We start from the raw sequence: 20,777 nt of genomic DNA on the forward strand, positions 1-20,777 counted from the left end.
GCTTAAAAATTAACACAAACAGCCGGCTTAACCGCTGTGCTTGTTGCTATACCAGGGCACAGCACATTCATAATTGCCGACAATATTTTCTACCCCCAGCGTAAGGGCAAACAGCGCCATCCGCACCAGAATGCCGTTATCGGCCTGGCGGAAAATCGCCAGATTAGGGTTCAGGTTTAAGTCGTTATCCAGCTCGTTGGCTTCCTGACGTGAATCACGCGGCAGCGGGTGCATAATCACAGTATTGGATTTGCAGTAACGGGTATAAATTTCCTGATTTAACCGAAACTTACCGCGGTACAAATTCGCTTCAGCTTTGGACGGGAAACGCTCTTCCTGAATGCGGGTCTGGTAGACGATATCGGCGTTAAGGTTACCTTCCAGTACGTCGGTAATGCTAACCTGATGGCCGGCATTTTCGATGGCGCTGACAATCTCATCCGGCATTGCCAGCTCGTTGGGTGAAATTAAGGTAAAGCGCACATTTTTATACAGCTTTAACAGCTTAGACAGCGAGTGCACGGTGCGGCCGAATTTTAAATCACCCACCATAGCGATATGCATGCCGTCGATGCACTGGCCGCTGGCGGCCAGCTCGCGCTCTATGGTGAATAAATCCAGCAGCGCCTGGGTCGGGTGCTCATTGGCACCGTCGCCGCCATTTAGTACCGGTACCCGGCTGCCCTCAGCAAATTCGGCCACAGAGCCGGCCTGTGGGTGGCGCATGGCAATCACATCGCTGTAGCTACTGATCACGCGGGCAGTGTCGAACAGCGACTCACCTTTTGACAGTGCTGATGATTCCATACCGGTGGTTTCGCGCACTTCACCGCCCAGCAAGTTAAAGGCACAGCCAAAACTTACCCGGGTGCGGGTGCTGGGTTCAAAAAACAAATTGCCTAAAATTGCGCCTTCCAGCACCTTAGTGCGTTTCTGCCGGCTGGCATAAGGCTGCATATTGCGGGCAATATGAAAAACCTGTTGGATGGTATCGCGGTCAAACTGGCTTACTGAGAGGATGTGTTCGCCTTTAAAGCTCATAATCAGTGCTCTTTACGCTGAGAGTTAAGCCGCGCCAGAGGCCCCGGCGCCGGCAGTAGACGGCCGTTATTATACGGCAAAGTCGCCGTTAAAAGCGAATCGGCTGCTAAATAGGCTTTACGTAGGCCAGCAGTACCACCGCCAGCAAAAGCAGTACCGGCAATTCGTTAAAAATGCGGTAAAAGCGTGGGCTGCGCTTGTTACGGTTGTGTTTAAAGTCGGCCAGCAGCTTAAAGCAGTAAGCATGATAGCCATACAACAGGCCCACCAGCACTAATTTGTAATGCAGCCAGCTGCTAACGGCAAACCAGGCACGGCCATAGCTGTAAATCAGCAGCAGGCCAAACACTAAAGTCAGAATGGCGAAGGGGGTGACAAAGTAGAGTAAACGCCGCTCCATCACTTTGAATTCGGCGTCACAGTCAGGGCTTTGGTTGGCAGCGTGATAGACAAACAGCCTGGGCAGATAAAAAATGCCGGCAAACCAGGCCACCATAAAAAACACATGCAAGGCTTTGTACACAAGGATGGTTGTCATAATAAGTTGTTCTGTTTTACTAATAAGCTGCGTACCTGATCCCAGCGGATAATACCAATCAGCTGGCCGGGCTCCTGTTCACGGTAGATATACACGGCGCCTTCGCGTTTATCCTCTAAAATGGCAAACACTTCTGCCAGCGTGGCCTGATGGTTCAGGCCTTGCAACGGCTGATAATGTACAGCACTGGCGCCGGTCATCGATAACTGTACATCGTAGCTGGCCAGTAAAAACTCGACGCTGTCGGCGTGCTGACGGCGGATAATGAGTTGCTGCGGCGGCTCCAGCTGGTCCAGCGCTTGCGTTACCTGTGGCTCGTCCGGGTTATCCAGCAGCTGGTACTGATTATCCAGCATGGCCAGTACGCCAACTTTTTGCAGTACGTCATCGGCCGGTGACAGCTTATAAGGCATTTGCAGAAAATCCAGCTGCAGCAAAAACAATGATTTATTGTTAAAAAACTGCACGCCGGTAATGTAAGCGGTAGTGATCACTAACATGGCCGGTACAATAATACCCGGGTTGTGCGCCAGCTCCATCACCGCCACCAGCGCAGCTAAAGGCGCATGCATAGTGGCGGCCATCAAGCCGGCCATGCCCAGCACCGCATAGGTGCCGGCAACACTGTTATCGCCAATAATAGCCGATGGAATGATCGCTAAAATGGTACCCAGCACTATACCGATACCAAACACCGGGCCGATAACGCCGCCCGGCACGCCAAGGCCAAGGGCAAACAACGTTAGCAGCATTTTGCCGATAAAAATGGTCAGCAGCAGGGCAATATCATCAGGTGCATTAACTGCGTAGTGAATCGCGCCGGCTTCAGCGCCCATCGCATGCGGGATCAGGTAACCAATGGCGGCGGTTACTGCCCCGGCCAGGGTTAAGCGTAGCAGCAAGGGCCAGTTACGAAACAACTTAATCAGCCGCATCATATTGTTATTAAACACAAAAGCGATAGCGCCAAACACAATGCCGCACAGCACCAGATAAGGCAGATGCCAGCCGCTGATGGAGACGATATTCAGCAGGGCTAATTCCTTGTCACTGCCAAACACACCTTGGGTAACCAGGGCGCCGACCACCGAGGACAACATAATCGGAATAAACACATGCACGCGGTATTCGCGCAGCACCACTTCCATCACAAAGATCACAGCCGCTAAGGGGGTATTAAACGACGCTGAAATGCCGGCAGCGATACCGCAGCCGGCCAGAATACGGATACTGTTATACGGCAGCTGTAAATACTTGCCTAAAGTGCTGGCGCCATAGGCGCCCAAATGCACTGAGGGCCCTTCGCGGCCAACGGAAAAGCCGCTGCTTAGGGCCAAAATGCCGCCAAAAAACTGATTTAGCGTATTGCGCGTCGGCATGATGCCGTACTTCAGCTTCATCCGGTGGATAACAAAAGGAATACCCAGCCGGTAATGTTTGTAACCGGTTATCCAGGCAATCAGGCCAATCAGCACCGCCCCAACTAAGGGCAACAGCCAGCGTATTTCACTGTCAACACTGGAGAAATCATCGGTTTTATCAAGAAAAAAGCTTTGCAGGCCAATAATGGCCAGACGGAACAGGATTATAAGAATGGCCGCCGCTAAGCCGCCGAGCATGCCCAATATGCACAGTTGCAAAGATGTTTGTGGAAACGCCAAACGGCGTTGTAACGACACAAGCCTGATCTGCCAGCGCTGCATAGCCATAATACCTGTAAGAGTTAAGCCAAAGTTTAACATAAGTGGCTGAGCTTTCAGCTTAAAAATGAAGCTGCGCGTTAAACTGCCGGCTAATCCGGCTAATACTTGAATAAATTACTCAGGTATTAGATAATTTGCCGCCCGGCGAAACCCTTGGAGTTGTTATGTCAGAGCCCGTTGTACCTATTGAATTTACTGAAGCGGCGGCCCGTAAAGTCGCGCTGTTGGTCAGTGAGGAAGAAAATCCGGATCTGAAACTCAGGGTATATATCACCGGCGGTGGTTGCTCAGGTTTTCAGTATGGCTTTACCTTTGATGAAAAGGTGAACGAAGGTGATTTTGTCGTTGAGAAGCAAGGCGTTGCTATGGTAGTTGACCCCATGAGTTTGCAATACCTGATGGGCGGGGTAGTAGATTACACCGAAGGCTTACAAGGCAGCCGCTTTATTGTACAAAACCCTAACGCCACAACGACCTGTGGCTGTGGCTCATCATTTTCTGTTTAAAATTATTGTTTAATGTAAATTAAACAATACATTAACACTGTCCTGCCCGCTGCTCAGCTTAACGCTGTGTCAGCAGCAGGATCAGCCACAAGCTGGCGCCAATCGCCAGGTTAAAGCCAATAATATACGCGAAGCCTTTCTTACCCTGCGTTATGCTCCAGCCGTGTTGCCTAAGGTACCAGTACCAGGCCATACACATTAACAGTGGCAGCAAAAATAACAATTTGACCATGTGAGCTCCCAGTTTGTACCCGGTTATGCAGGCCAGCATAGCGGTATTTTTAGCATAGAAACAACAACTAAACGCTAATGTAAAGTGGCTGTACAGTTTTTAACGCTTGTAGCTGTACGCTTGTCGCGTCCTGTGGTTTAATTAACCGATTTTTATTGCTTATTGCGCTGGCAATAAGGTTTGGATTTTTTTTGCAGGAAGTATTTTTGACATAATAAAAGCGTAACACGCTGGGAGAAGAAAAAACATGAAAGGTACCAAAAGCGTTACTTCTGATGAGAACAAGCGTTTGTGTGTTTGGCTGAAGCGTCAGCGTCAGGAAAAAGGCCATACTATGCGCAGCTTATCGGAGATTTTAGGGACGCCGCATTCCTTTATTGGCAAAGTAGAAAATCAGGAACGCCGGTTGGACGTGGTTGAGTACGTCCGTTATTGCCAGGCACTGGGTGTTGACCCCACGGAAGGGCTAAAACAGGTATTAACAGCCTGACATTAACGCAAACGCCGCTACCCAGCGGCGTTTTGTTTTGTTAACCGTTGCTTTTCAATCAGTATAATTAAAAGCAGTGCCGGGATGCCCATGGCTGCTGTCATGGTAAAAAACGGGCTGTAGCCCATTTGTTCAACCCAGCTGCCGGAAAAACCGCCAACAAACTTCGGTAACAGCAACATCAATGAGCTAAACATTGCGTACTGGGTGGCGGTAAAGGCCAGGTTAACCAGTGAGGATAAATAGGCAATAAAGGCGCTGGTGGCAATGCCGGCACTTAGGTTGTCTGCCGAGATAATTAAGGTTAACCAGGCCAGGTCATAGCCAATCTGGCTAAGCAGGGCGAACAACAGATTGGTAGTTGCACTTAGTACACCACCTAAAAACAAAATCTTTGCCGTGCCAAACCGGTTTATCAGCACGCCGCCCAGCGCAGCGCCTGCCAGCGTCATGATCACACCATAGACTTTTGAGATGCTGGCCACTTCCTCTTTGCTGTATCCCATATCGACGTAAAAGGCATTGGCCATCACACCCATCACGATATCCGTTAACCGGTAGCAGGCGATAAGCGCCAGAATAAGCAGCGCCTGCCATTTATAGCGCTGAAAGAAATCAATAAAAGGCGCAACCACCGCTTGTTGTAACCAACCGAGCAGGCGCTGCCAGGCCGGGCCCTGTTTGCTAACATGCTGTTGCAGCTGCGTCAACGGCTCCTGGCATACCAAAGTGGTGACAATACCCGGCACCATGCACAGCGCCATCACCAGATAAGCGTGTTGCCAGCCGGCCAGATCATAGCCCTCGGTAGCGGAAAACAGCGCCGCCAGCCACAAGGTGCCGGCTGATGCCAGGATCATCGCCAACCGGTAGCCGGTTAAATAGGCCGCTGCCAGGGCGGCCTGCAGTTTCTCTGGTGCACTCTCAATGCGAAAGGCGTCGACGTTAATATCCTGAGTGGCCGAAGCAAAGGCCAGCAGCACGGCAAAGGCGGCCATTAACGCCAGGTCTTGTTGCGGATCGGTCATCGCCATACTCATCACTGCCAGCAATACCGCCAGTTGTGAGCTGAGCAGCCAACTGCGCCGCCGTCCCAGTTTGGCATGTAACAGCGGAATTTTCAGCTGATCACACAGTGGTGACCACAACCACTTGATTGCATAGGCCATTGCCACCCAGCTGAAATAGCCAATGTCAGCGCGGGATACGCCGGCCTCACGCAGCCAAAAGGATAACACGCCAAACACCAACATCAGCGGCAGGCCGCTGGAGAAGCCAAGGATAAAAATAGCCAGCACTCTACGCTGGAAGTAAATGGTCAGGCTGTTAAGCCAGGAGCGGGCGTGTGACAAAATCGTATCTTATAAAGGGCAACAATAACCGTAGCTTACCTGGCGTTGGCGTGCAGTCAACTGATTATGGCCGGATCCCCACACAGTCCGGTGGTGCAATACCCAGCCCTTTCAGATAGCAGATACAGTCCTGAATACTGCGTCTTAGCTTTCTGTCCTGTCGCAGCTGTTGCTCGGGCCAGTATTCCAGCTGATGAATTAAATGCCAGAACACCTGTTCGCGCCGGGTGCAAGGCTGCTGCGGGGTAATGTGAAGCTGCGCCCATTCCTCCAGCGTGTCCCAGACAAACAGATGCAGTTCGCTATGAGGTAAACGCCCGCGCAGATAACGCGAGATGTAAAAAACCAGCTGCTGCGATTTATGCTCAATAAACTGCTCTGACATAGCCTGGCTTAACAGCATCCTGTGGTTGGTGTTGTTAAGCCAAGTATAGCCGGTTTTATTGCTCTGGCAGGACGATAGCCGTTTTTAACAGCACCTTTTCTACCGGTACATTAGGCCAGCCTAGTTCGGCAGAAGTATCTGTCTGAATCGCCCTGATTTTTTCAAGCACCTCTGTGCCTTCGGTCACGTAACCAAATACCGCATAACCCCAGGTCCGGCCCGGGTCTAAATGCGGATTATCTTTTAAATTAAAGTAAAACTGACTGGTGGCACTGTGTGGATCGTTCAGCCTGGCCATAGCAACAGTGTAGAGCTGGTTTTTCAGGCCATTACCCGACTCATTAAAGACAGGCTTTAGCTCTTCTATCGGTTTGTAGTTGGCATCATAGCCGCCACCTTGCAGCACAAACTCCGGTTCCAGCCGGTGAAACAGCGTGTTGTCATAGCGCTTTTGCTTTACGTAGCTTAGGAAATTATTCACGCTAATAGGCGCGCGGCTGCGATCGAGCTCAATCACGATATCGCCTTGCGATGTCATCAGTTTTACTTTGGGAAATAAATTGTTTGGCTGTACAAACTGGCCTGCCTGGCTGCAAAAAGCAGCCAGCGCCAGCAGCAGGGTAATACCCAGGCGCATGTTACCCCCTTACTGCGTCATGCCAGCTGCGATCTTGCAGCAGCTGCGCCAGCACCTGTTCGGTTAACACCCGCAACTCGCGCTCTACGGCGGCAATGTCCATTTTAAAGGGGGCGGTAAAGCTGCTATCGCCCGAGTAGGTTTTGCTAAAGGTGCCCTGGTTGCTTTGAATAAACACGGTTAATGCCACCTGGTTCGTCACCGCATGCTCCAGGGTGCGCTGCTCAACCAGCGCCTGCAGCTGGGCAATACGTACTGTCATCTGGGTGCTGCTGTTTGGGTTCAGGCGCGCGCCTTGTTCGGTTAGCGCTGCGCTCAGGGTTTGCTCCAGCTGTGCACGTACGTCGTTACTGGTTTTAATTTGCTGTACTTTATCGGCGTTACGTAAGCGCAGGGTATAGCCTACCGGGCGCTCGTCCGATACGCTAAAAGCGAAACTGCTTTGCTGCAGCTGGTTTGACTGGGGCCAAAACACCTGAGGCGCCAGGATAAAGCCTGGGGTAGGGCTGCTGCAGCCGGCTAATAGCAATACAGCAATAAGTAAAGCGCGCATGGTTAACTCCTTTTTATCGTTTCTAGAATAATAAATTTCGGATCGGCTGCCAGTTGGCGGCAGTTGCCAAATAAGCGTTTTAAACTGTCCTGATAGGCCAGATGGCGGTTTGCCACAATACGCAAGCGGCCACCGGGCTTTAATACCCGTTTGGCGTCAATAAACATCTGGCTGGCAATGTGGCTGGTAATTGCCTGCTGCTGATGAAACGGCGGATTACACAATACCCAGTCACAACTGTTGTCAAGGTGGCGGGTTAAACAATCATCCACCACAAAATGGCATTGGCTCAACTGCTGTGGCAGGTTATAACCTATGCTCAATTTGGCCGACTCAACGGCCATATAAGACTCATCATAGCACCACAGCGACACAGCTTCTTTTGCCTGGTTTAACAGGCTAAGCGCCAGCACACCATTACCGCAGCCAAGATCTATCACAGTTTGGCCATCCTGCAGCCTGGGTAAATGCTGCAAGAAAAAGCGGGCTCCCTGATCCAGCTTTTCCCGGCTAAACACATTGGCATGGTTAAATAGCGTAAACTGGCTCTGTTCCAGCGGCCATTGCAGCGGAAAGCTTTCCAACTGGCGTGTTAATGCCGGGTCGAACTGACACTGAATTAAGCGGCACTTTTTTACCGTTAATGATGCTGAAGCCGGCCCCAGCGTGTGGTTAAAACGGGCCAGCACATTGCGGCTGATATCTTTGGCCTTGGCGCTGGCCAGGATCAGCGTTTGGTTGCTTACCACCTGTGCCAGTTGCTGCAATATATACTGCAGGTAACTGTGGTTGTTTGGCAGCTTTAACAGCACTATATCGGGTTTATCCGGATACGCCGCCAGGCTGGATTGCTGGCGAAAATGGCTGTTATCCAGCTGATTTTGCGCCCGGTTATGCTGGCTTGCCAGCTCGGCCAGCCAGGAGTCGTTTACCTGCACCTGCGGATAATCGGACAGTGCGCAGGACAGCGCACCAAAACTGTCGTTTATCAGCAGTAACACGGGCTTGCGCTGTTGGCGGCTACTAAACTGCGCCGCTGCCTCAAGCGTATATGCAATCAACAGCTCGTCGGCGGCATCCCAGGCTTGTAAACTGCCGTTGGGCTGGTTTAGCGGCCAGCGTTGTAATTGCCAGGTGCCGCTGGCACAGGTAAAAGTTGTATTCATCAGAACAAGGCCAAAGCAAGAAGATGTGCATTTTGACACGCCAGACCGATAGCGACAACCAACAAAGCCCGCCGCAGCAGTTTAACCTGCCGGATGCGCGCATCCGCTTCTGGCCAAACTGGCTTGACGAGGCTCTAGCGCAGCAGTTGCTTGAGCAGCTACAGCAGCAACTGAACTGGCAACAGGAGCGCATTATGATGTTTGGCAAGCCGGTACCGATCCCCAGACGGCAGGTGTGGATGGGTGACGCGCACTGTGTGTATACCTACTCGGGTAGCCGCTTTGTGCCGCAGCCCTGGCAGCCTCGTTTGCAGCAACTGGCGGCGCAGCTCAGCGAATTTTTGCAGCAACCGTTTAACTGTGTGTTGCTGAATTTATACGCAGACGGGCAGCAGCATATGGGCTGGCATGCTGACAATGAGCCGGAACTGGGGCATGATCCTGTTATTGCTTCGCTGAGTCTGGGCGCCAGCCGCCGCTTTGACTTAAAGCATCGCCGGCAGGACTGGCAGTTACAGTTGGCACTCGGCAGCGGCAGTTTGCTGGTGATGGACAACGGTTGTCAGCAGCATTGGCTGCACCGCTTACCGAAACAAACTAAGGTTAACAATGCACGGCTGAATCTGACCTTTCGTTATATTGCAGCGCCGTCTTAGACAAATTTATTTTTTACAGCAACGCCAGCTCTTTAGCATCGTTTATTTTGCTTGACAACAAAACGGGCTGGCAACTTTAACCGGCCCATCTAGAGTTAACAACAGGGATAAAAAAAGGATTAGGACTATGTTGATTCATACCGCTATTGAACAGAAGTTACTTAGTGCATTCGATCCTGTGTTCCTGGAGGTGGTAAACGAGAGCCACCTGCACAACGTGGCACCCGGCTCAGAGTCTCACTTTAAAGTGGTGATCGTTACCAAGCAGTTTGACGGCATGCGCCTGTTACAGCGCCATCGCGCCGTGAACGCTGTGGTGGCCTCAGAGCTGGCAGAGAAAATTCATGCACTGGCGCTGCACACCTACACGCCATCAGAATGGTACGAGTACTATGCTGAAAAGCCGCCGGTATCGCCGCGCTGCTACGGTGGCAGCAAACTGGATAAAGCAGAAAAAGCGTCAGTATGACGCTTTTTTTTCGCACTCTTTTTCGCACTAATGCCGCACAATAAACGCTTATTCTGCGATAAAACCGCTGATCAGACCTGTTTTCTGCGGTAAAGTTTTACACTATCGCCAATTTTGTTCAGACAACAGCAGGAGCTGTCATGGTTATCCAACCGAAAATTCGTGGTTTTATTTGTACTAACGCCCATCCTGTCGGCTGTGCCGAACATGTAAAAGAACAAATTGAATACGTAAAACAGTTAGGCCCGGTGGCTAATGGGCCGAAAAACGTGTTAGTTATCGGTGCTTCTACCGGTTATGGCCTGGCTTCGCGTATTACCGCGGCGTTTGGCTCAGGCGCGAAAACCTTAGGTATCTTCTTTGAAAAAGAGCCCAGCGATAACAAAACCGCCTCAGCCGGTTGGTACAATACGGCAGCCTTCGAGCAGGCGGCGGATGCCGCCGGCCTGTGGAACAAACACATCAACGGTGATGCCTTCACTGACGAGCTAAAAGCCCAGGCCATCGATATTATCCGCAGTGAAATGGGTAAAATTGATTTAGTGGTTTACAGCCTGGCGGCGCCACGGCGTAAAGATCCGGTTACCGGTGAGGTTTTCAGCTCGGTGCTAAAACCTATTGGCCAGGCCTACACGGCCCGCACCCTCAACACCAGCAAGCGCGAAATTGAAGAAGTATCAGTAGAGCCTGCCAACGATGAAGAAATTTACCACACGGTAAAAGTAATGGGGGGGGAAGACTGGGAACGCTGGCTGGATCAGTTAAACGCCGCCGGTGTGCTGGCAGATAACTGTCAGACCGTTGCTTATACCTATATTGGCAAAGAGTTAACCTGGCCTATTTACGGTAAAGCCACTATCGGCAGGGCAAAAGAAGATTTAGACCGCGCTGCCGCAGCGATTACCGCCAAATTAGCCGATAAAAAAGGCAAAGCCTATGTCGCATCGCTCAAAGCGTTGGTTACCCAAGCCAGTTCAGCCATTCCGATTATGCCGCTGTATATCTCTTTGCTCTACCGGGTAATGAAAGCAGAAGGTAGCCATGAGGGCTGTATCGAGCAGATCAACGGCTTATTCCGTCAAGGCTTGTATAGCGCGAACCCGGTGTTGGATGAGGCGGGCCGCTTACGTCAGGATGGTAAAGAGTTAAGCGAGCATATTCAGCAAGCAGTAAAAGATTTATGGGAGCAGGTGACGACCGACACCATCGACAGCCTGACGGATTACAAAGGCTATCATAACGAATTTTTAAGATTATTTGGCTTTGGCTACAGCCATGTAGATTATGATGCCGATGTGTCGCCAATGGTGCCACTGCGTAATATCGCCGGATAAAAATTTAAGCCGCCATCAGGCGGCTTTTGTTTAGCTGAAAATGGACTAAAGTTGACTACACTTTGTACTTAGTATTCGTTACAGTCGCACCGTTTTTTGTTCGCGCCCGGTTGCGGTTATAGCGGGGTAGATTGTTGGAAAATTTAGCGAACAGCATAGATAGCCAGCGGGTTTAATGCTAGAATCCGCGACTTTAATACGTGTATCTGGTGCAAAAATAACCAGCTGTAATGGCTGATATAATAATACCGGATGCGCTGCGCACTAAGCAGCTGAAAAACTAGGCCCTGTTTCTTCCCAAAATAGTAGTGCAAGTACGTATGATAAAACTCAAAAAAGGCTTGGACATTCCCCTCGCGGGCAGTCCTAAACAAGAGATCAGTGCGGGCAATGCCATTACAACTGTCGCCGTTCTAGGTGAAGAGTTTCATGGTATGCGGCCGACGATGGCGGTTGAAGTTGGTGATACGGTAAAAAAAGGCCAGGTACTTTTCGAAGACAAGAAAAACCCGGGCGTTAAATTTACTGCGCCACTGGCGGGAACTGTTACTGAAATTAACCGCGGTGCTAAGCGGGTGCTGCAATCAGTGGTGATTAAAGCGGCTGGCACTGATGCGGTGCAGTTTGCCAAGTACTCTGCTGAGCAGTTGGCCGGTTTAAGCCGCGAGCAGCGGGTACAAAACCTGGTCGACTCTGGCCTGTGGGTCGCACTGCGTACCCGGCCATTTAGCCAGACGCCTGCCATTGACAGCACACCGCGCGCCATTTTCGTTAATGCCATGGACACTAATCCGCTGGCGGCTGACCCGGCAGTGGTGATTGCGGCTGACAGCGAGGCCTTTACCCAGGGCTTAACAGTACTGGCTGGCTTAACTGACGGTAAGTTATACCTGAGCAAAAAAGCCGGCGTGGCTATTCCAACCGTGGCGCAGGCGCAGGTTGCTGAGTTTGACGGCCCGCACCCCGCTGGCCTGGTAGGCACGCATATCCATATGTTAGAGCCTGTCAGTGCGAAAAAAGTGGTGTGGCACATTGGCTATCAGGACGTTATTGCCATTGGTAAATTGTTCACTACCGGCGAGCTTAACAGCGAGCGCGTTATTGCTTTAGCCGGCCCGGCAGTGAAAAACCCACGTTTGGTGAAAACGGTGCTGGGCGCCTCTACGCAGGAACTGACTGCCGGTGAACTGCAAGATGGCACTAACCGTATTATTTCAGGCTCTGTACTGGCAGGTGCTACGGCGCATGGTGTACACGGTTATGTTGGCCGTTACCACAACCAGGTGTCTGTGTTGGCAGAAGGTACAGAGAAAGAGTTTATGGGCTGGATTGCACCAGGCGCCAAGAAGTTCTCGGTAACCCGTGCTTACCTGTCACATTTAAGCCCGAAACGCTTATTTAACATGACCACAACCACCAACGGCTCTGCCCGTGCCATGGTACCCATTGGTAACTATGAGCGCGTAATGCCACTGGATATCCTGCCCACTTTATTACTGCGTGACATGGTATCCGGAGACACTGACAGTGCGGTTTCGCTGGGTGTGCTGGAGCTGGATGAAGAAGATCTGGCGCTATGTACCTTTGTCTGTCCGGGTAAGTACGACTATGGCACGATCTTGCGCAACTGCCTGACGACCATTCAGAAGGAAGGCTAATCATGAGTTTAAAGCATTTTTTAGAGCGCATTGAGCCGTCATTCGAGAAAGGCGGCAAATATGAGAAGTGGTATGCGCTGTATGAAGCCGTTGCCACTGTACTTTATACGCCTGGTCTGGTAACAAAAAACGGTACTCACGTACGTGACAGTATCGACTTAAAGCGTATCATGATCTTTGTCTGGCTGGCGCTGTTCCCGGCACTGTTCTTCGGTATGTACAATATCGGTCATCAGGCGGTTATCGCGCTGCAGGCCGGTTTTGGTGCGCCGGACACCTGGCAGGTGGCTATATTCCAGGCCTTGGGCGGTGAACTGACTGCCGACTCCGGCTGGGGCAGTAAAATGTGGTACGGCGCCGTCTGGTTCCTGCCCATTTATGCTGTGACCTTTATTGTTGGTGGTTTCTGGGAAGTGTTGTTTGCTTCAGTGCGTAAGCATGAAGTTAACGAAGGCTTCTTCGTCAGCTCTATTCTGTTTGCCTTGATCCTGCCAGCCACTATTCCGCTGTGGCAGGTGGCTTTGGGTATTACCTTCGGTGTGGTTGTGGCGAAGGAAGTGTTTGGCGGTACAGGCCGTAACTTCTTAAACCCGGCGTTAGCTGGCCGTGCTTTCCTGTTCTTCGCTTATCCGGCGCAAATCTCTGGTGACGCTGTGTGGACCGTTGCTGATGGTTATTCAGGTGCCACCTGGTTAAGTAAAGCTGCCTCTGGCGAGCTGGACTACAGCGCTAACATGGAACTGTGGTGGGATGCCTTCTACGGCTTTATTCCCGGTTCAGTCGGTGAAACTTCGGTACTGGCGCTGTTAATCGGTGGTTTAGCGCTGATTTACTTCCGCATTGCATCATGGCGTATCGTTGCCGGTGTGATGGTGGGTATGGTGTTAACCGCTTACCTGTTCAATGCGATCGGCTCAGAGTCTAATACCATGTTCGCTATGCCGTGGCACTGGCACCTGGTATTGGGTGGTTTTGCTATCGGTATGTTCTTTATGGCAACCGATCCGGTATCAGCGTCTTTTACCAATCAGGGTAAGTGGGCTTACGGTATTTTAATTGGCTTTATGGTGGTGATGATCCGTGTGGCTAACCCGGCATACCCAGAGGGTATGATGTTAGCAATACTGTTCGCTAACCTGTTTGCGCCATTGTTCGATTTCTTCGTGGCTCAGGCCAATATCAAACGGAGGCTGGCACGTAATGTCTAGTAATAACGATAGCATCAGCAAAACGCTGATTGTAGTCATCTCTTTATGTTTAGTGTGTGCGGTTATCGTATCCACTGCGGCAGTACAGTTACGGCCGCAGCAAACGGCCAATAAGCTGCTTGACTCGCAGAAAAACGTGTTAGCGGTAACGGGCCTGTTAAGTGGCGGTAATGTGGCACAGCTATACAGCAAGCACATTGTTGAGCGGTTCGTTGATCTGGATAGCGGTGAATTTGTCGAAAAGCCGGCAAATTATGATTACCGTAAGTTTATGAAAGATCCCAAAGAAAGCACCCGTTTAAGCGGCGAGGAAGATTTAGCCTCAATCAAGAGTCGCGCCAACGTAGCACCCGTGTACCTGGCTTATGCCAATGGCGTTGAATCAGGCGAGCTTACTTCTATCGTGCTGCCAATCCACGGTTATGGCTTATGGTCTACTATGCACGCCTTTTTGGCCTTAGCACCGGATGGCGCGACCATTCAGGGGCTAAACTACTACGAGCAGGGCGAAACGGCCGGTTTGGGTGGTGAAGTGCAAAACCCAAACTGGGTAAAACAGTTTGAAGGTAAGAAGCTGTTAGATGCCGCTGGTGCCCCAGCCATTAAAGTGCGTAAACCTGGCAATGCCAGCCCTGATTCAAGCTACGAGGTTGATGGTTTATCAGGCGCCACCTTAACGGCTAATGGTGTGCAAAACACTTTTGATTTCTGGGCGGGTTCTAAGGGGTTTGCCCCTTTCCTGGCCAAAGTGCGTGACGGAGCATTAAACAATGGCTAATGCAAAAGAAATTAAAACCGTACTGTTTGGGCCGGTTTTTGCCAACAACCCTATCGCATTACAGGTACTGGGTATCTGTTCTGCGCTGGCGGTAACCACTAAGATGGATAAAGCGCTGGTAATGTGTATTGCACTTACCCTGGTAACAGCGTTTTCCAACTTCTTTATTTCGTTAATCCGTAATCACATTCCCTCCAGTGTGCGGATCATCGTACAAATGACCATTATTGCGTCATTGGTAATCGTAGTAGACCAGCTGTTAAAAGCCTTTGCTTACGATGTCGCCAAAGAGCTGTCGGTGTTTGTTGGTCTGATTATTACCAACTGTATCGTTATGGGCCGCGCTGAAGCCTTTGCCATGAAGAGCAAGCCTGGTATCAGCTTCCTCGATGGTATAGGCAATGGTTTGGGTTACAGCGTAGTGCTGATGACAGTAGCCTTTATCCGTGAGCTGGGTGGTTCTGGTACGGTGTTTGGCGTAGAAATACTGCCACTGGTAAAAGACGGGGGCTGGTATCAGCCAATGGGTTTACTGCTGATGCCTCCAAGTGCCTTTATTATTATCGCAGCCTTTATCTGGATACTGCGTACCTTCCGTACTGAACAAGTAGAGAAGGCATAAGGAGCGATAAATGGAACATTACATTAGTTTATTTGTACGCGCCGTATTTATTGAAAACCTGGCGCTGTCTTTCTTCCTCGGTATGTGTACCTTCCTTGCTGTGTCAAAGAAAGTCACTACCGCCTTTGGTCTGGGCGTTGCCGTTATCGTGGTATTAGGTATTTCGGTACCGGTGAATAATCTGGTTTACCAAAACTTACTGGCGCCGGGTGCACTGTCGTGGGCCGGTTTTCCGGAAGCCGACTTAAGTTTCCTTGGCTTTTTAACCTACATTGGTGTTATCGCTGCGCTGGTACAAATTCTGGAAATGACCTTAGACAAGTTTTTCCCGGCACTGTACAACGCTTTAGGTATCTTCCTGCCGTTAATTACGGTGAACTGCGCCATCTTCGGTGCCGTAGCCTTTATGGTTGAGCGGGATTACAACTTTGGCGAGAGCGTGGTGTTTGGCCTGGGTAGTGGTATTGGCTGGGCACTGGCAATTACCTTGCTGGCGGCTGTACGTGAGAAGTTAAAATATGCAGACATTCCGCACGGTTTACGTGGTCTGGGTATTACCTTCTTAATAGTGGGTTTGATGGGCTTTGGCTTTATGTCATTCTCTGGTGTATCACTGTAAGGGGGAAGGGAACACAAGATGGAAAATCTAGATATTATTCTTGGCGTTGCCATGTTCACCCTGGTGGTGCTGGCCCTGGTTATCATTATTTTGGTGGCCAAATCTAAGCTGGTAGCATCAGGCGACATTACGATCAGCATCAATGGCGATCCGAGCAAAGCTATTAAAACCAAAGCCGGCGGCAAGCTGCTGGGTGCCTTAGCTGACAACGGTATCTTCTTATCGTCAGCCTGTGGTGGTGGTGGTTCTTGTGGCCAGTGCCGTGTGCATGTGCACTCGGGCGGTGGCGAAATTCTGCCAACTGAGTTGGGCCACATTACCAAAGGCGAGGCGCGTGAAGGGTGCCGCTTATCCTGTCAGGTAAACGTAAAATCTGATATGGAAATTGAAGTTGAAGAGGAAATCTTCGGCATCAAAAAGTGGGAATGTACAGTTATCTCTAACGATAACAAAGCAACCTTCATTAAAGAGCTGAAGCTGCAAATTCCAGATGGCGAATCAGTACCGTTCCGTGCTGGTGGTTACATTCAGATTGAAGCACCGGCGCACCATGTGAAGTACAAGGATTTTGATATTCCTGCGCAGTTCCGCGGTGACTGGGAGCGCTTTAACTTCTTTAGTCTGGAGTCAAAAGTAGACGAGGAGACCATCCGCGCTTACTCAATGGCTAACTATCCGGAAGAAGAAGGCATTATTATGCTGAACGTGCGTATTGCTACGCCGCCACCAAATAACCTGAGCCTGCCTTGCGGTAAAATGTCGTCCTTTATCTGGAGCTTAAAAGCCGGTGACAAGGTAACGATTTCTGGCCCGTTCGGTGAATTCTTCGCTAAAGACACTGATGCGGAAATGGTATTTATCGGTGGTGGTGCCGGTATGGCGCCCATGCGCTCGCACATTTTCGACCAGCTACGCCGGTTAAAGTCAAAGCGTAAAATTACCTTCTGGTATGGTGCCCGCTCTAAGCGCGAAATGTTCTACGTAGAAGATTTCGACATGCTGGCGGCCGAGAACGACAACTTTGAGTGGCATGTCGCGCTGTCAGACCCTCAGCCCGAGGACAACTGGACAGGTTACACCGGTTTTATTCATAACGTCATTTATGAAAACTACCTGAAAAACCACAAAGCACCGGAAGACTGCGAGTTTTATATGTGCGGTCCACCGATGATGAACAAAGCCGTTATCAATATGCTCAAAGACTTAGGCGTAGAAGATGACAACATCCTGTTAGACGACTTCGGCGGCTAACAAAGTAAAAACCGCAGGGGCTCCTAACAGGCGCCCCTGCTGCTATCAGGAACCGCTATGCACGTTGTTTCTTTCCTGAAAATCTGGCTGGCCACTATTGCGCTGGCCGTTTTAGTTTCCTGTACCCCGGCGAAACCGGCTAACCAGCAATATCAGCTGGACGGTAACACCATGGGAACCTACTACGTGGTGAAGTTTTATAGCGACACTACACCGGATTTAACGGTGCTTAAGCAGCACATTGATACCGAGCTGGAGCTGGTTAACGACTTAATGTCGACCTACCGGCCAGAGTCTGAACTAATGCGCTTTAACCGTCATATGGACAGCAGCGCGTTCACCATTTCAGCGCAAACCCGCACTGTTATTACCGAAGCGCTGCGAATTGCCGAGCAAACCGGCGGGGTGCTGGATGTTACGGTCGGCCCTTTGGTTGAACTGTGGGGCTTTGGTGCAAAGGGCCGTATCGAGCGGGCACCCGATGAGGCGCTAATTGCACAAACCCGTGCCTGGGTCGGCTATGACAAGTTACAGCTGACCGAGGCCGGTTTAAGCAAAGACATTGCCCAATTGGCGGTCGATTTATCGCCGATCGCTAAAGGTTATGGCGTCGACCAGGTTGCCGCTGTGCTGGAGCAGCAAGGCATTACTGACTATCTGGTGGAAATTGGCGGTGAAATGCGCTTAAAAGGCGTAAAAGCCGAAAAGCAACCGTGGAAGATCGCCATAGAGAAACCGGTAAGCGCCGAGCGTGCTGTGCAGCGCATTCTGCTGCCAGGCGATATGAGCGTGGCGACGTCGGGCGACTATCGCAACTATTTTGAAGAAGATGGCGTGCGTTACTCGCATTTACTCGACCCACGTACCGGCAAGCCGATTACTAACCGCACTGTGTCTGTAACAGTATTACATCCGTCCTGTATGACAGCGGATGGCTACGCTACCGCATTAAATGTCATGGCAGCGCAGGAAGCACTGGCTTTTGCTGAGCAGCATCAACTGGCGGTGTTAATAGTGACAAAAACTGCCGATGGCTTTAACGAGTTAACCTCGTCAGCCATGTTGCCTTATCTGGCCGAATAACGGAGTTGTTATGAGTATTTTCTTACTAACCTTTGGTTTGTTTTTACTGGTCGTGATTGCCATGGCAATTGGTTATCTGGTGCAGCGTAAAACGATCGCGGGTAGCTGTGGTGGTCTGGGTGAGATTGGCATAGAAAAAGCCTGTGACTGTGATAAGCCCTGCGAAAAACGGCAAAAGCGCCTTGAGAAAGAAAAATTTTGGCAGCAGAACAAAATTATCTAACCTCACCAGGTTACTTTTTTTACCCAAAGCTGGCGTCTTGCCAGCTTTTCACTTTTCAGGAGGCCGGCGTTGCTGGATAAATGGTTTTTAATGAGTGCCCGCGGCAGTTCGGTCAAACGCGAGATGATGGCCGGCCTGACAACCTTTATGGCAATGTCTTACGTGCTGTTTGTTAACCCCGCTATGCTGGCACAAACCGGGATGGATCAGGGCGCCGTCTTTGTTGCTACCTGCTTAGCGGCGGCGCTCGGTTGTTTGTTGATGGGGCTGTTGGCTAACTTGCCGGTGGCACTGGCGCCGGGTATGGGGCTAAACGCGTTTTTTACCTATGTTATCGTGCTGGAGCAGGGCCACAGCTGGCAAACCGCACTGGCCTGTGTGTTTTTCTCCGGCTGTTTGTTTTTATTACTGAGCATTTTTAAAATACGCGAGTGGATCATTAACAGCATTCCGCTGCCACTGAAAATGGGAATCGCTGCTGGTATTGGTATGTTTCTGGCGCTGATTGCCCTTAAAACCGCCAACATTATTGTCGCAAGCCCGGCCACGCTGGTAACCCTGGGTGACTTACATAACCCGCAAGTGGTGCTGGCACTTTGCGGCTTTTTTGTTATTTTTGCGCTGGCACATCGAGGCTGGCATGCCGCAGTGCTAATCAGTATAGTGCTGGTTACCTTAGGTGCCTGGTATCTGGGTGACACCCGCTTTAGCGGCATTATTGCCACGCCGCCATCCCTGGCACCCACTTTTATGCAGCTTGATTTCGCCGCTGCCCTGCAGCTTAGTATGTTGCCGGTGATCTTAAGTTTGTTGTTTCTTGATCTGTTTGATACCTCGGGCACGTTGGTAGCGGTAAGCCATAAAGCCGGCTTAATGCAACAGGATGGCAAAGTACCGGATTTAAACAAAGCCTTAATTGCCGACAGCAGCGCTACTATCGCAGGCGCCATGTTCGGCACATCCACCACCACCAGCTATGTCGAGAGTACCAGTGGCGTAGCAGCCGGCGGCCGTACTGGCTTAATGGCGGTGGTGACCGGCTTGTTATTTCTGGCAGCATTGTGGTTCTCGCCGCTGGCGGCTATGGTACCCTCTTACGCCACCGCCGGCGCACTGTTGTATGTCGCTACCCTGATGCTGGGCAGTTTGCGGCATGTAGAGTGGGATGAAGTGATCCAGGCGGTGCCGGTCTGCGTTGTGTTGGTGATGATGCCACTGACTTTTTCCATCTCTGATGGTATAGGCATGGGGTTTATCAGTTACGCTGTGCTATGTTTAGTCACCGGTAACCTACATCGCACCACGCTCAGTGTTTGGGTGCTGACCTTGGTGTTTCTGGCCAAATTTATCTGGGGATAAGCTGAATGAAACTACAACTGTTTACCACGCTGGCGTTGCTGTTGGCCGTGGCGCCACTGCAAGCTGATCGTTTTAAAGAAGTGCAGGTGCAAGACACCAAACTGACCGAAAACCTGTATATGCTGACTGGTGCCGGCGGTAACATGGCGACCATAATTGCCGGTGATAAAGTGCTGCTGGTCGATAGCCAGTATGCTGAGCTGGCCGATAAAATTAAAGCTAAGCTTGGCGAGCTGGGCGCGACCTCTGGTGTCACCACGCTGGTCAACACGCACCTGCACGGTGACCATGTTGGCGGTAACAGCCAACTGGCAGCCGGTGTCGATATTATTGCCCACCACAATGTGCTAAGCCGGCTGACGCAGGATAGCCAGTTTCCGCGTAATGGCCTGCCGACCATTACCTTTAAAGAGCAGCTGAAACTGAGGCTTGGCGGTCAGACCATCCGGCTGGATTACCTGCCACCAAGTCATACCGACGGCGATATAGTGGTATGGTTTGAAGAGGCCAATGTGGTGCACTTTGGCGATTTGTTGTTTGAGGGCCGTTTTCCGTTTATCGACACCAACAACGGTGGCTCGGTAAAAGGCTATATTGACAACACCCGGCAACTGATGGGTATGTTAAACCAGCAAACCCGTGTTATCCCCGGTCATGGTCAGCTTACCGACAAAGCCGGCGTGCAGCGCTCGCTGGACATGATGCAAGCTACCCTGGCCATAGTACAGGGCTATAAAGCCGCAGGAATGACTGAGCAGCAGGCGGTAGAAAAAGGTCTGGGCGAGCAGTGGAAAAGCTGGCACTGGAATTTTATCACCGAAGAGCGCTGGATTAAGACGCTTTACCGGGCTGACGTAAACTAGCACTTGTCGGCGTGTAATGCGCTGGTTATGCTGTACGGCATGATAAGGGCA

At 50.9% G+C, this 20,777-nt stretch carries 24 protein-coding genes; 15 read left to right on the top strand and 9 right to left on the bottom strand.

Going from position 1 to position 20,777, the window contains the following annotated elements:
- Positions 1-27: 27 nt before the first annotated feature.
- The 3 genes from RNAN_RS01245 to RNAN_RS01255 form a co-directional block, all read right to left on the bottom strand.
- Complete coding sequence (locus RNAN_RS01245) at positions 28-1,041, bottom strand: aspartate carbamoyltransferase (RefSeq protein ID WP_008217937.1); 1,014 nt, start codon at positions 1,039-1,041, stop codon at positions 28-30.
- Positions 1,042-1,147: 106 nt separating this feature from the next.
- The gene (locus tag RNAN_RS01250; RefSeq protein ID WP_040551373.1) at positions 1,148-1,579 is read right to left on the bottom strand and encodes a CopD family protein; all 432 of its coding nucleotides are present in this window, start codon (positions 1,577-1,579) and stop codon (positions 1,148-1,150) included.
- Positions 1,576-3,282 (bottom strand): chloride channel protein, encoded by a 1,707-nt coding sequence (locus RNAN_RS01255; RefSeq protein ID WP_008217940.1) that lies wholly within the window; start codon positions 3,280-3,282, stop codon positions 1,576-1,578. The genes RNAN_RS01250 and RNAN_RS01255 overlap by 4 nt, the downstream gene beginning before the upstream one ends.
- A 164-nt stretch (positions 3,283-3,446) precedes the next feature.
- Here RNAN_RS01255 and erpA point away from each other — a divergent pair, with 164 nt between their 5' ends.
- Entirely contained in the window at positions 3,447-3,788 is a 342-nt protein-coding gene (gene erpA, locus RNAN_RS01260; RefSeq protein WP_008217942.1) for an iron-sulfur cluster insertion protein ErpA, read from the top strand.
- A gap of 58 nt (positions 3,789-3,846) precedes the next feature.
- Here the strand turns inward: erpA and RNAN_RS19310 are convergent, their stop codons facing one another.
- A complete protein-coding gene (locus RNAN_RS19310) occupies positions 3,847-4,020 on the bottom strand; it encodes a hypothetical protein (protein ID WP_008217944.1) in 174 nt (57 codons plus the stop codon).
- 247 nt (positions 4,021-4,267) lie between these two features.
- Here RNAN_RS19310 and RNAN_RS01265 point away from each other — a divergent pair, with 247 nt between their 5' ends.
- The gene (locus tag RNAN_RS01265; RefSeq protein WP_008217946.1) at positions 4,268-4,510 is read left to right on the top strand and encodes a helix-turn-helix domain-containing protein; all 243 of its coding nucleotides are present in this window, start codon (positions 4,268-4,270) and stop codon (positions 4,508-4,510) included.
- 17 nt (positions 4,511-4,527) lie between these two features.
- Here the strand turns inward: RNAN_RS01265 and RNAN_RS01270 are convergent, their stop codons facing one another.
- The 5 genes from RNAN_RS01270 to RNAN_RS01290 form a co-directional block, all read right to left on the bottom strand.
- Positions 4,528-5,862 carry an AmpG family muropeptide MFS transporter gene (locus RNAN_RS01270; RefSeq protein ID WP_008217949.1) on the bottom strand — a complete coding sequence of 445 codons (1,335 nt, stop codon included), beginning with the start codon at positions 5,860-5,862 and terminating at the stop codon, positions 4,528-4,530.
- 64 nt (positions 5,863-5,926) lie between these two features.
- Positions 5,927-6,247: a hypothetical protein gene (locus tag RNAN_RS01275; RefSeq protein WP_040551417.1), complete on the bottom strand. Its 321-nt coding sequence runs from the start codon at positions 6,245-6,247 to the stop codon at positions 5,927-5,929.
- A 55-nt stretch (positions 6,248-6,302) separates the two neighbouring features.
- A complete protein-coding gene (locus tag RNAN_RS01280; protein WP_008217951.1) occupies positions 6,303-6,884 on the bottom strand; it encodes a peptidylprolyl isomerase in 582 nt (193 codons plus the stop codon).
- A 1-nt stretch (position 6,885) separates the two neighbouring features.
- Complete coding sequence (locus RNAN_RS01285; protein ID WP_008217952.1) at positions 6,886-7,437, bottom strand: YajG family lipoprotein; 552 nt, start codon at positions 7,435-7,437, stop codon at positions 6,886-6,888.
- A gap of 2 nt (positions 7,438-7,439) precedes the next feature.
- On the bottom strand, positions 7,440-8,603 hold the full coding sequence (locus RNAN_RS01290) for a methyltransferase (RefSeq protein ID WP_008217953.1): 1,164 nt from the start codon (positions 8,601-8,603) through the stop codon (positions 7,440-7,442).
- A 23-nt stretch (positions 8,604-8,626) separates the two neighbouring features.
- On the opposite strand from RNAN_RS01290, the gene RNAN_RS01295 reads away from it, so the two are divergent.
- From RNAN_RS01295 to RNAN_RS01355, 13 genes are all read left to right on the top strand, one after another.
- Complete coding sequence (locus RNAN_RS01295) at positions 8,627-9,259, top strand: alpha-ketoglutarate-dependent dioxygenase AlkB family protein (RefSeq protein ID WP_008217954.1); 633 nt, start codon at positions 8,627-8,629, stop codon at positions 9,257-9,259.
- A gap of 127 nt (positions 9,260-9,386) precedes the next feature.
- A complete protein-coding gene (locus RNAN_RS01300; RefSeq protein WP_040551375.1) occupies positions 9,387-9,728 on the top strand; it encodes a BolA family protein in 342 nt (113 codons plus the stop codon).
- Between the two features lie 140 nt (positions 9,729-9,868).
- Complete coding sequence (gene fabV, locus RNAN_RS01305) at positions 9,869-11,062, top strand: enoyl-ACP reductase FabV (protein ID WP_008217956.1); 1,194 nt, start codon at positions 9,869-9,871, stop codon at positions 11,060-11,062.
- Positions 11,063-11,382: 320 nt separating this feature from the next.
- Positions 11,383-12,720: a Na(+)-translocating NADH-quinone reductase subunit A gene (locus RNAN_RS01310; RefSeq protein ID WP_040551376.1), complete on the top strand. Its 1,338-nt coding sequence runs from the start codon at positions 11,383-11,385 to the stop codon at positions 12,718-12,720.
- A 2-nt stretch (positions 12,721-12,722) separates the two neighbouring features.
- On the top strand, positions 12,723-13,928 hold the full coding sequence (locus tag RNAN_RS01315; protein WP_008217958.1) for an NADH:ubiquinone reductase (Na(+)-transporting) subunit B: 1,206 nt from the start codon (positions 12,723-12,725) through the stop codon (positions 13,926-13,928).
- On the top strand, positions 13,921-14,706 hold the full coding sequence (locus RNAN_RS01320; RefSeq protein WP_008217959.1) for a Na(+)-translocating NADH-quinone reductase subunit C: 786 nt from the start codon (positions 13,921-13,923) through the stop codon (positions 14,704-14,706). The genes RNAN_RS01315 and RNAN_RS01320 overlap by 8 nt, the downstream gene beginning before the upstream one ends.
- The gene (locus tag RNAN_RS01325; RefSeq protein WP_008217960.1) at positions 14,699-15,328 is read left to right on the top strand and encodes an NADH:ubiquinone reductase (Na(+)-transporting) subunit D; all 630 of its coding nucleotides are present in this window, start codon (positions 14,699-14,701) and stop codon (positions 15,326-15,328) included. Before RNAN_RS01320 ends, RNAN_RS01325 begins: the two co-directional genes overlap by 8 nt.
- Before the next feature lie 10 nt (positions 15,329-15,338).
- The gene (gene nqrE / locus RNAN_RS01330; protein WP_008217961.1) at positions 15,339-15,947 is read left to right on the top strand and encodes an NADH:ubiquinone reductase (Na(+)-transporting) subunit E; all 609 of its coding nucleotides are present in this window, start codon (positions 15,339-15,341) and stop codon (positions 15,945-15,947) included.
- 18 nt (positions 15,948-15,965) lie between these two features.
- Entirely contained in the window at positions 15,966-17,198 is a 1,233-nt protein-coding gene (gene nqrF / locus RNAN_RS01335; RefSeq protein ID WP_008217962.1) for an NADH:ubiquinone reductase (Na(+)-transporting) subunit F, read from the top strand.
- A gap of 57 nt (positions 17,199-17,255) precedes the next feature.
- The gene (locus RNAN_RS01340; protein ID WP_008217963.1) at positions 17,256-18,281 is read left to right on the top strand and encodes an FAD:protein FMN transferase; all 1,026 of its coding nucleotides are present in this window, start codon (positions 17,256-17,258) and stop codon (positions 18,279-18,281) included.
- 10 nt (positions 18,282-18,291) lie between these two features.
- A complete protein-coding gene (gene nqrM / locus RNAN_RS01345) occupies positions 18,292-18,504 on the top strand; it encodes a (Na+)-NQR maturation NqrM (protein WP_008217964.1) in 213 nt (70 codons plus the stop codon).
- Between the two features lie 69 nt (positions 18,505-18,573).
- Positions 18,574-19,863: an NCS2 family permease gene (locus RNAN_RS01350; protein ID WP_008217965.1), complete on the top strand. Its 1,290-nt coding sequence runs from the start codon at positions 18,574-18,576 to the stop codon at positions 19,861-19,863.
- Positions 19,864-19,868: 5 nt separating this feature from the next.
- On the top strand, positions 19,869-20,726 hold the full coding sequence (locus RNAN_RS01355; protein ID WP_008217966.1) for an MBL fold metallo-hydrolase: 858 nt from the start codon (positions 19,869-19,871) through the stop codon (positions 20,724-20,726).
- The last annotated feature ends 51 nt before the right edge of the window (positions 20,727-20,777 follow it).

Origin of the sequence: Rheinheimera nanhaiensis E407-8, from assembly GCF_000296695.1 — a bacterium.
GTDB lineage: Bacteria > Pseudomonadota > Gammaproteobacteria > Enterobacterales > Alteromonadaceae > Alishewanella > Alishewanella nanhaiensis.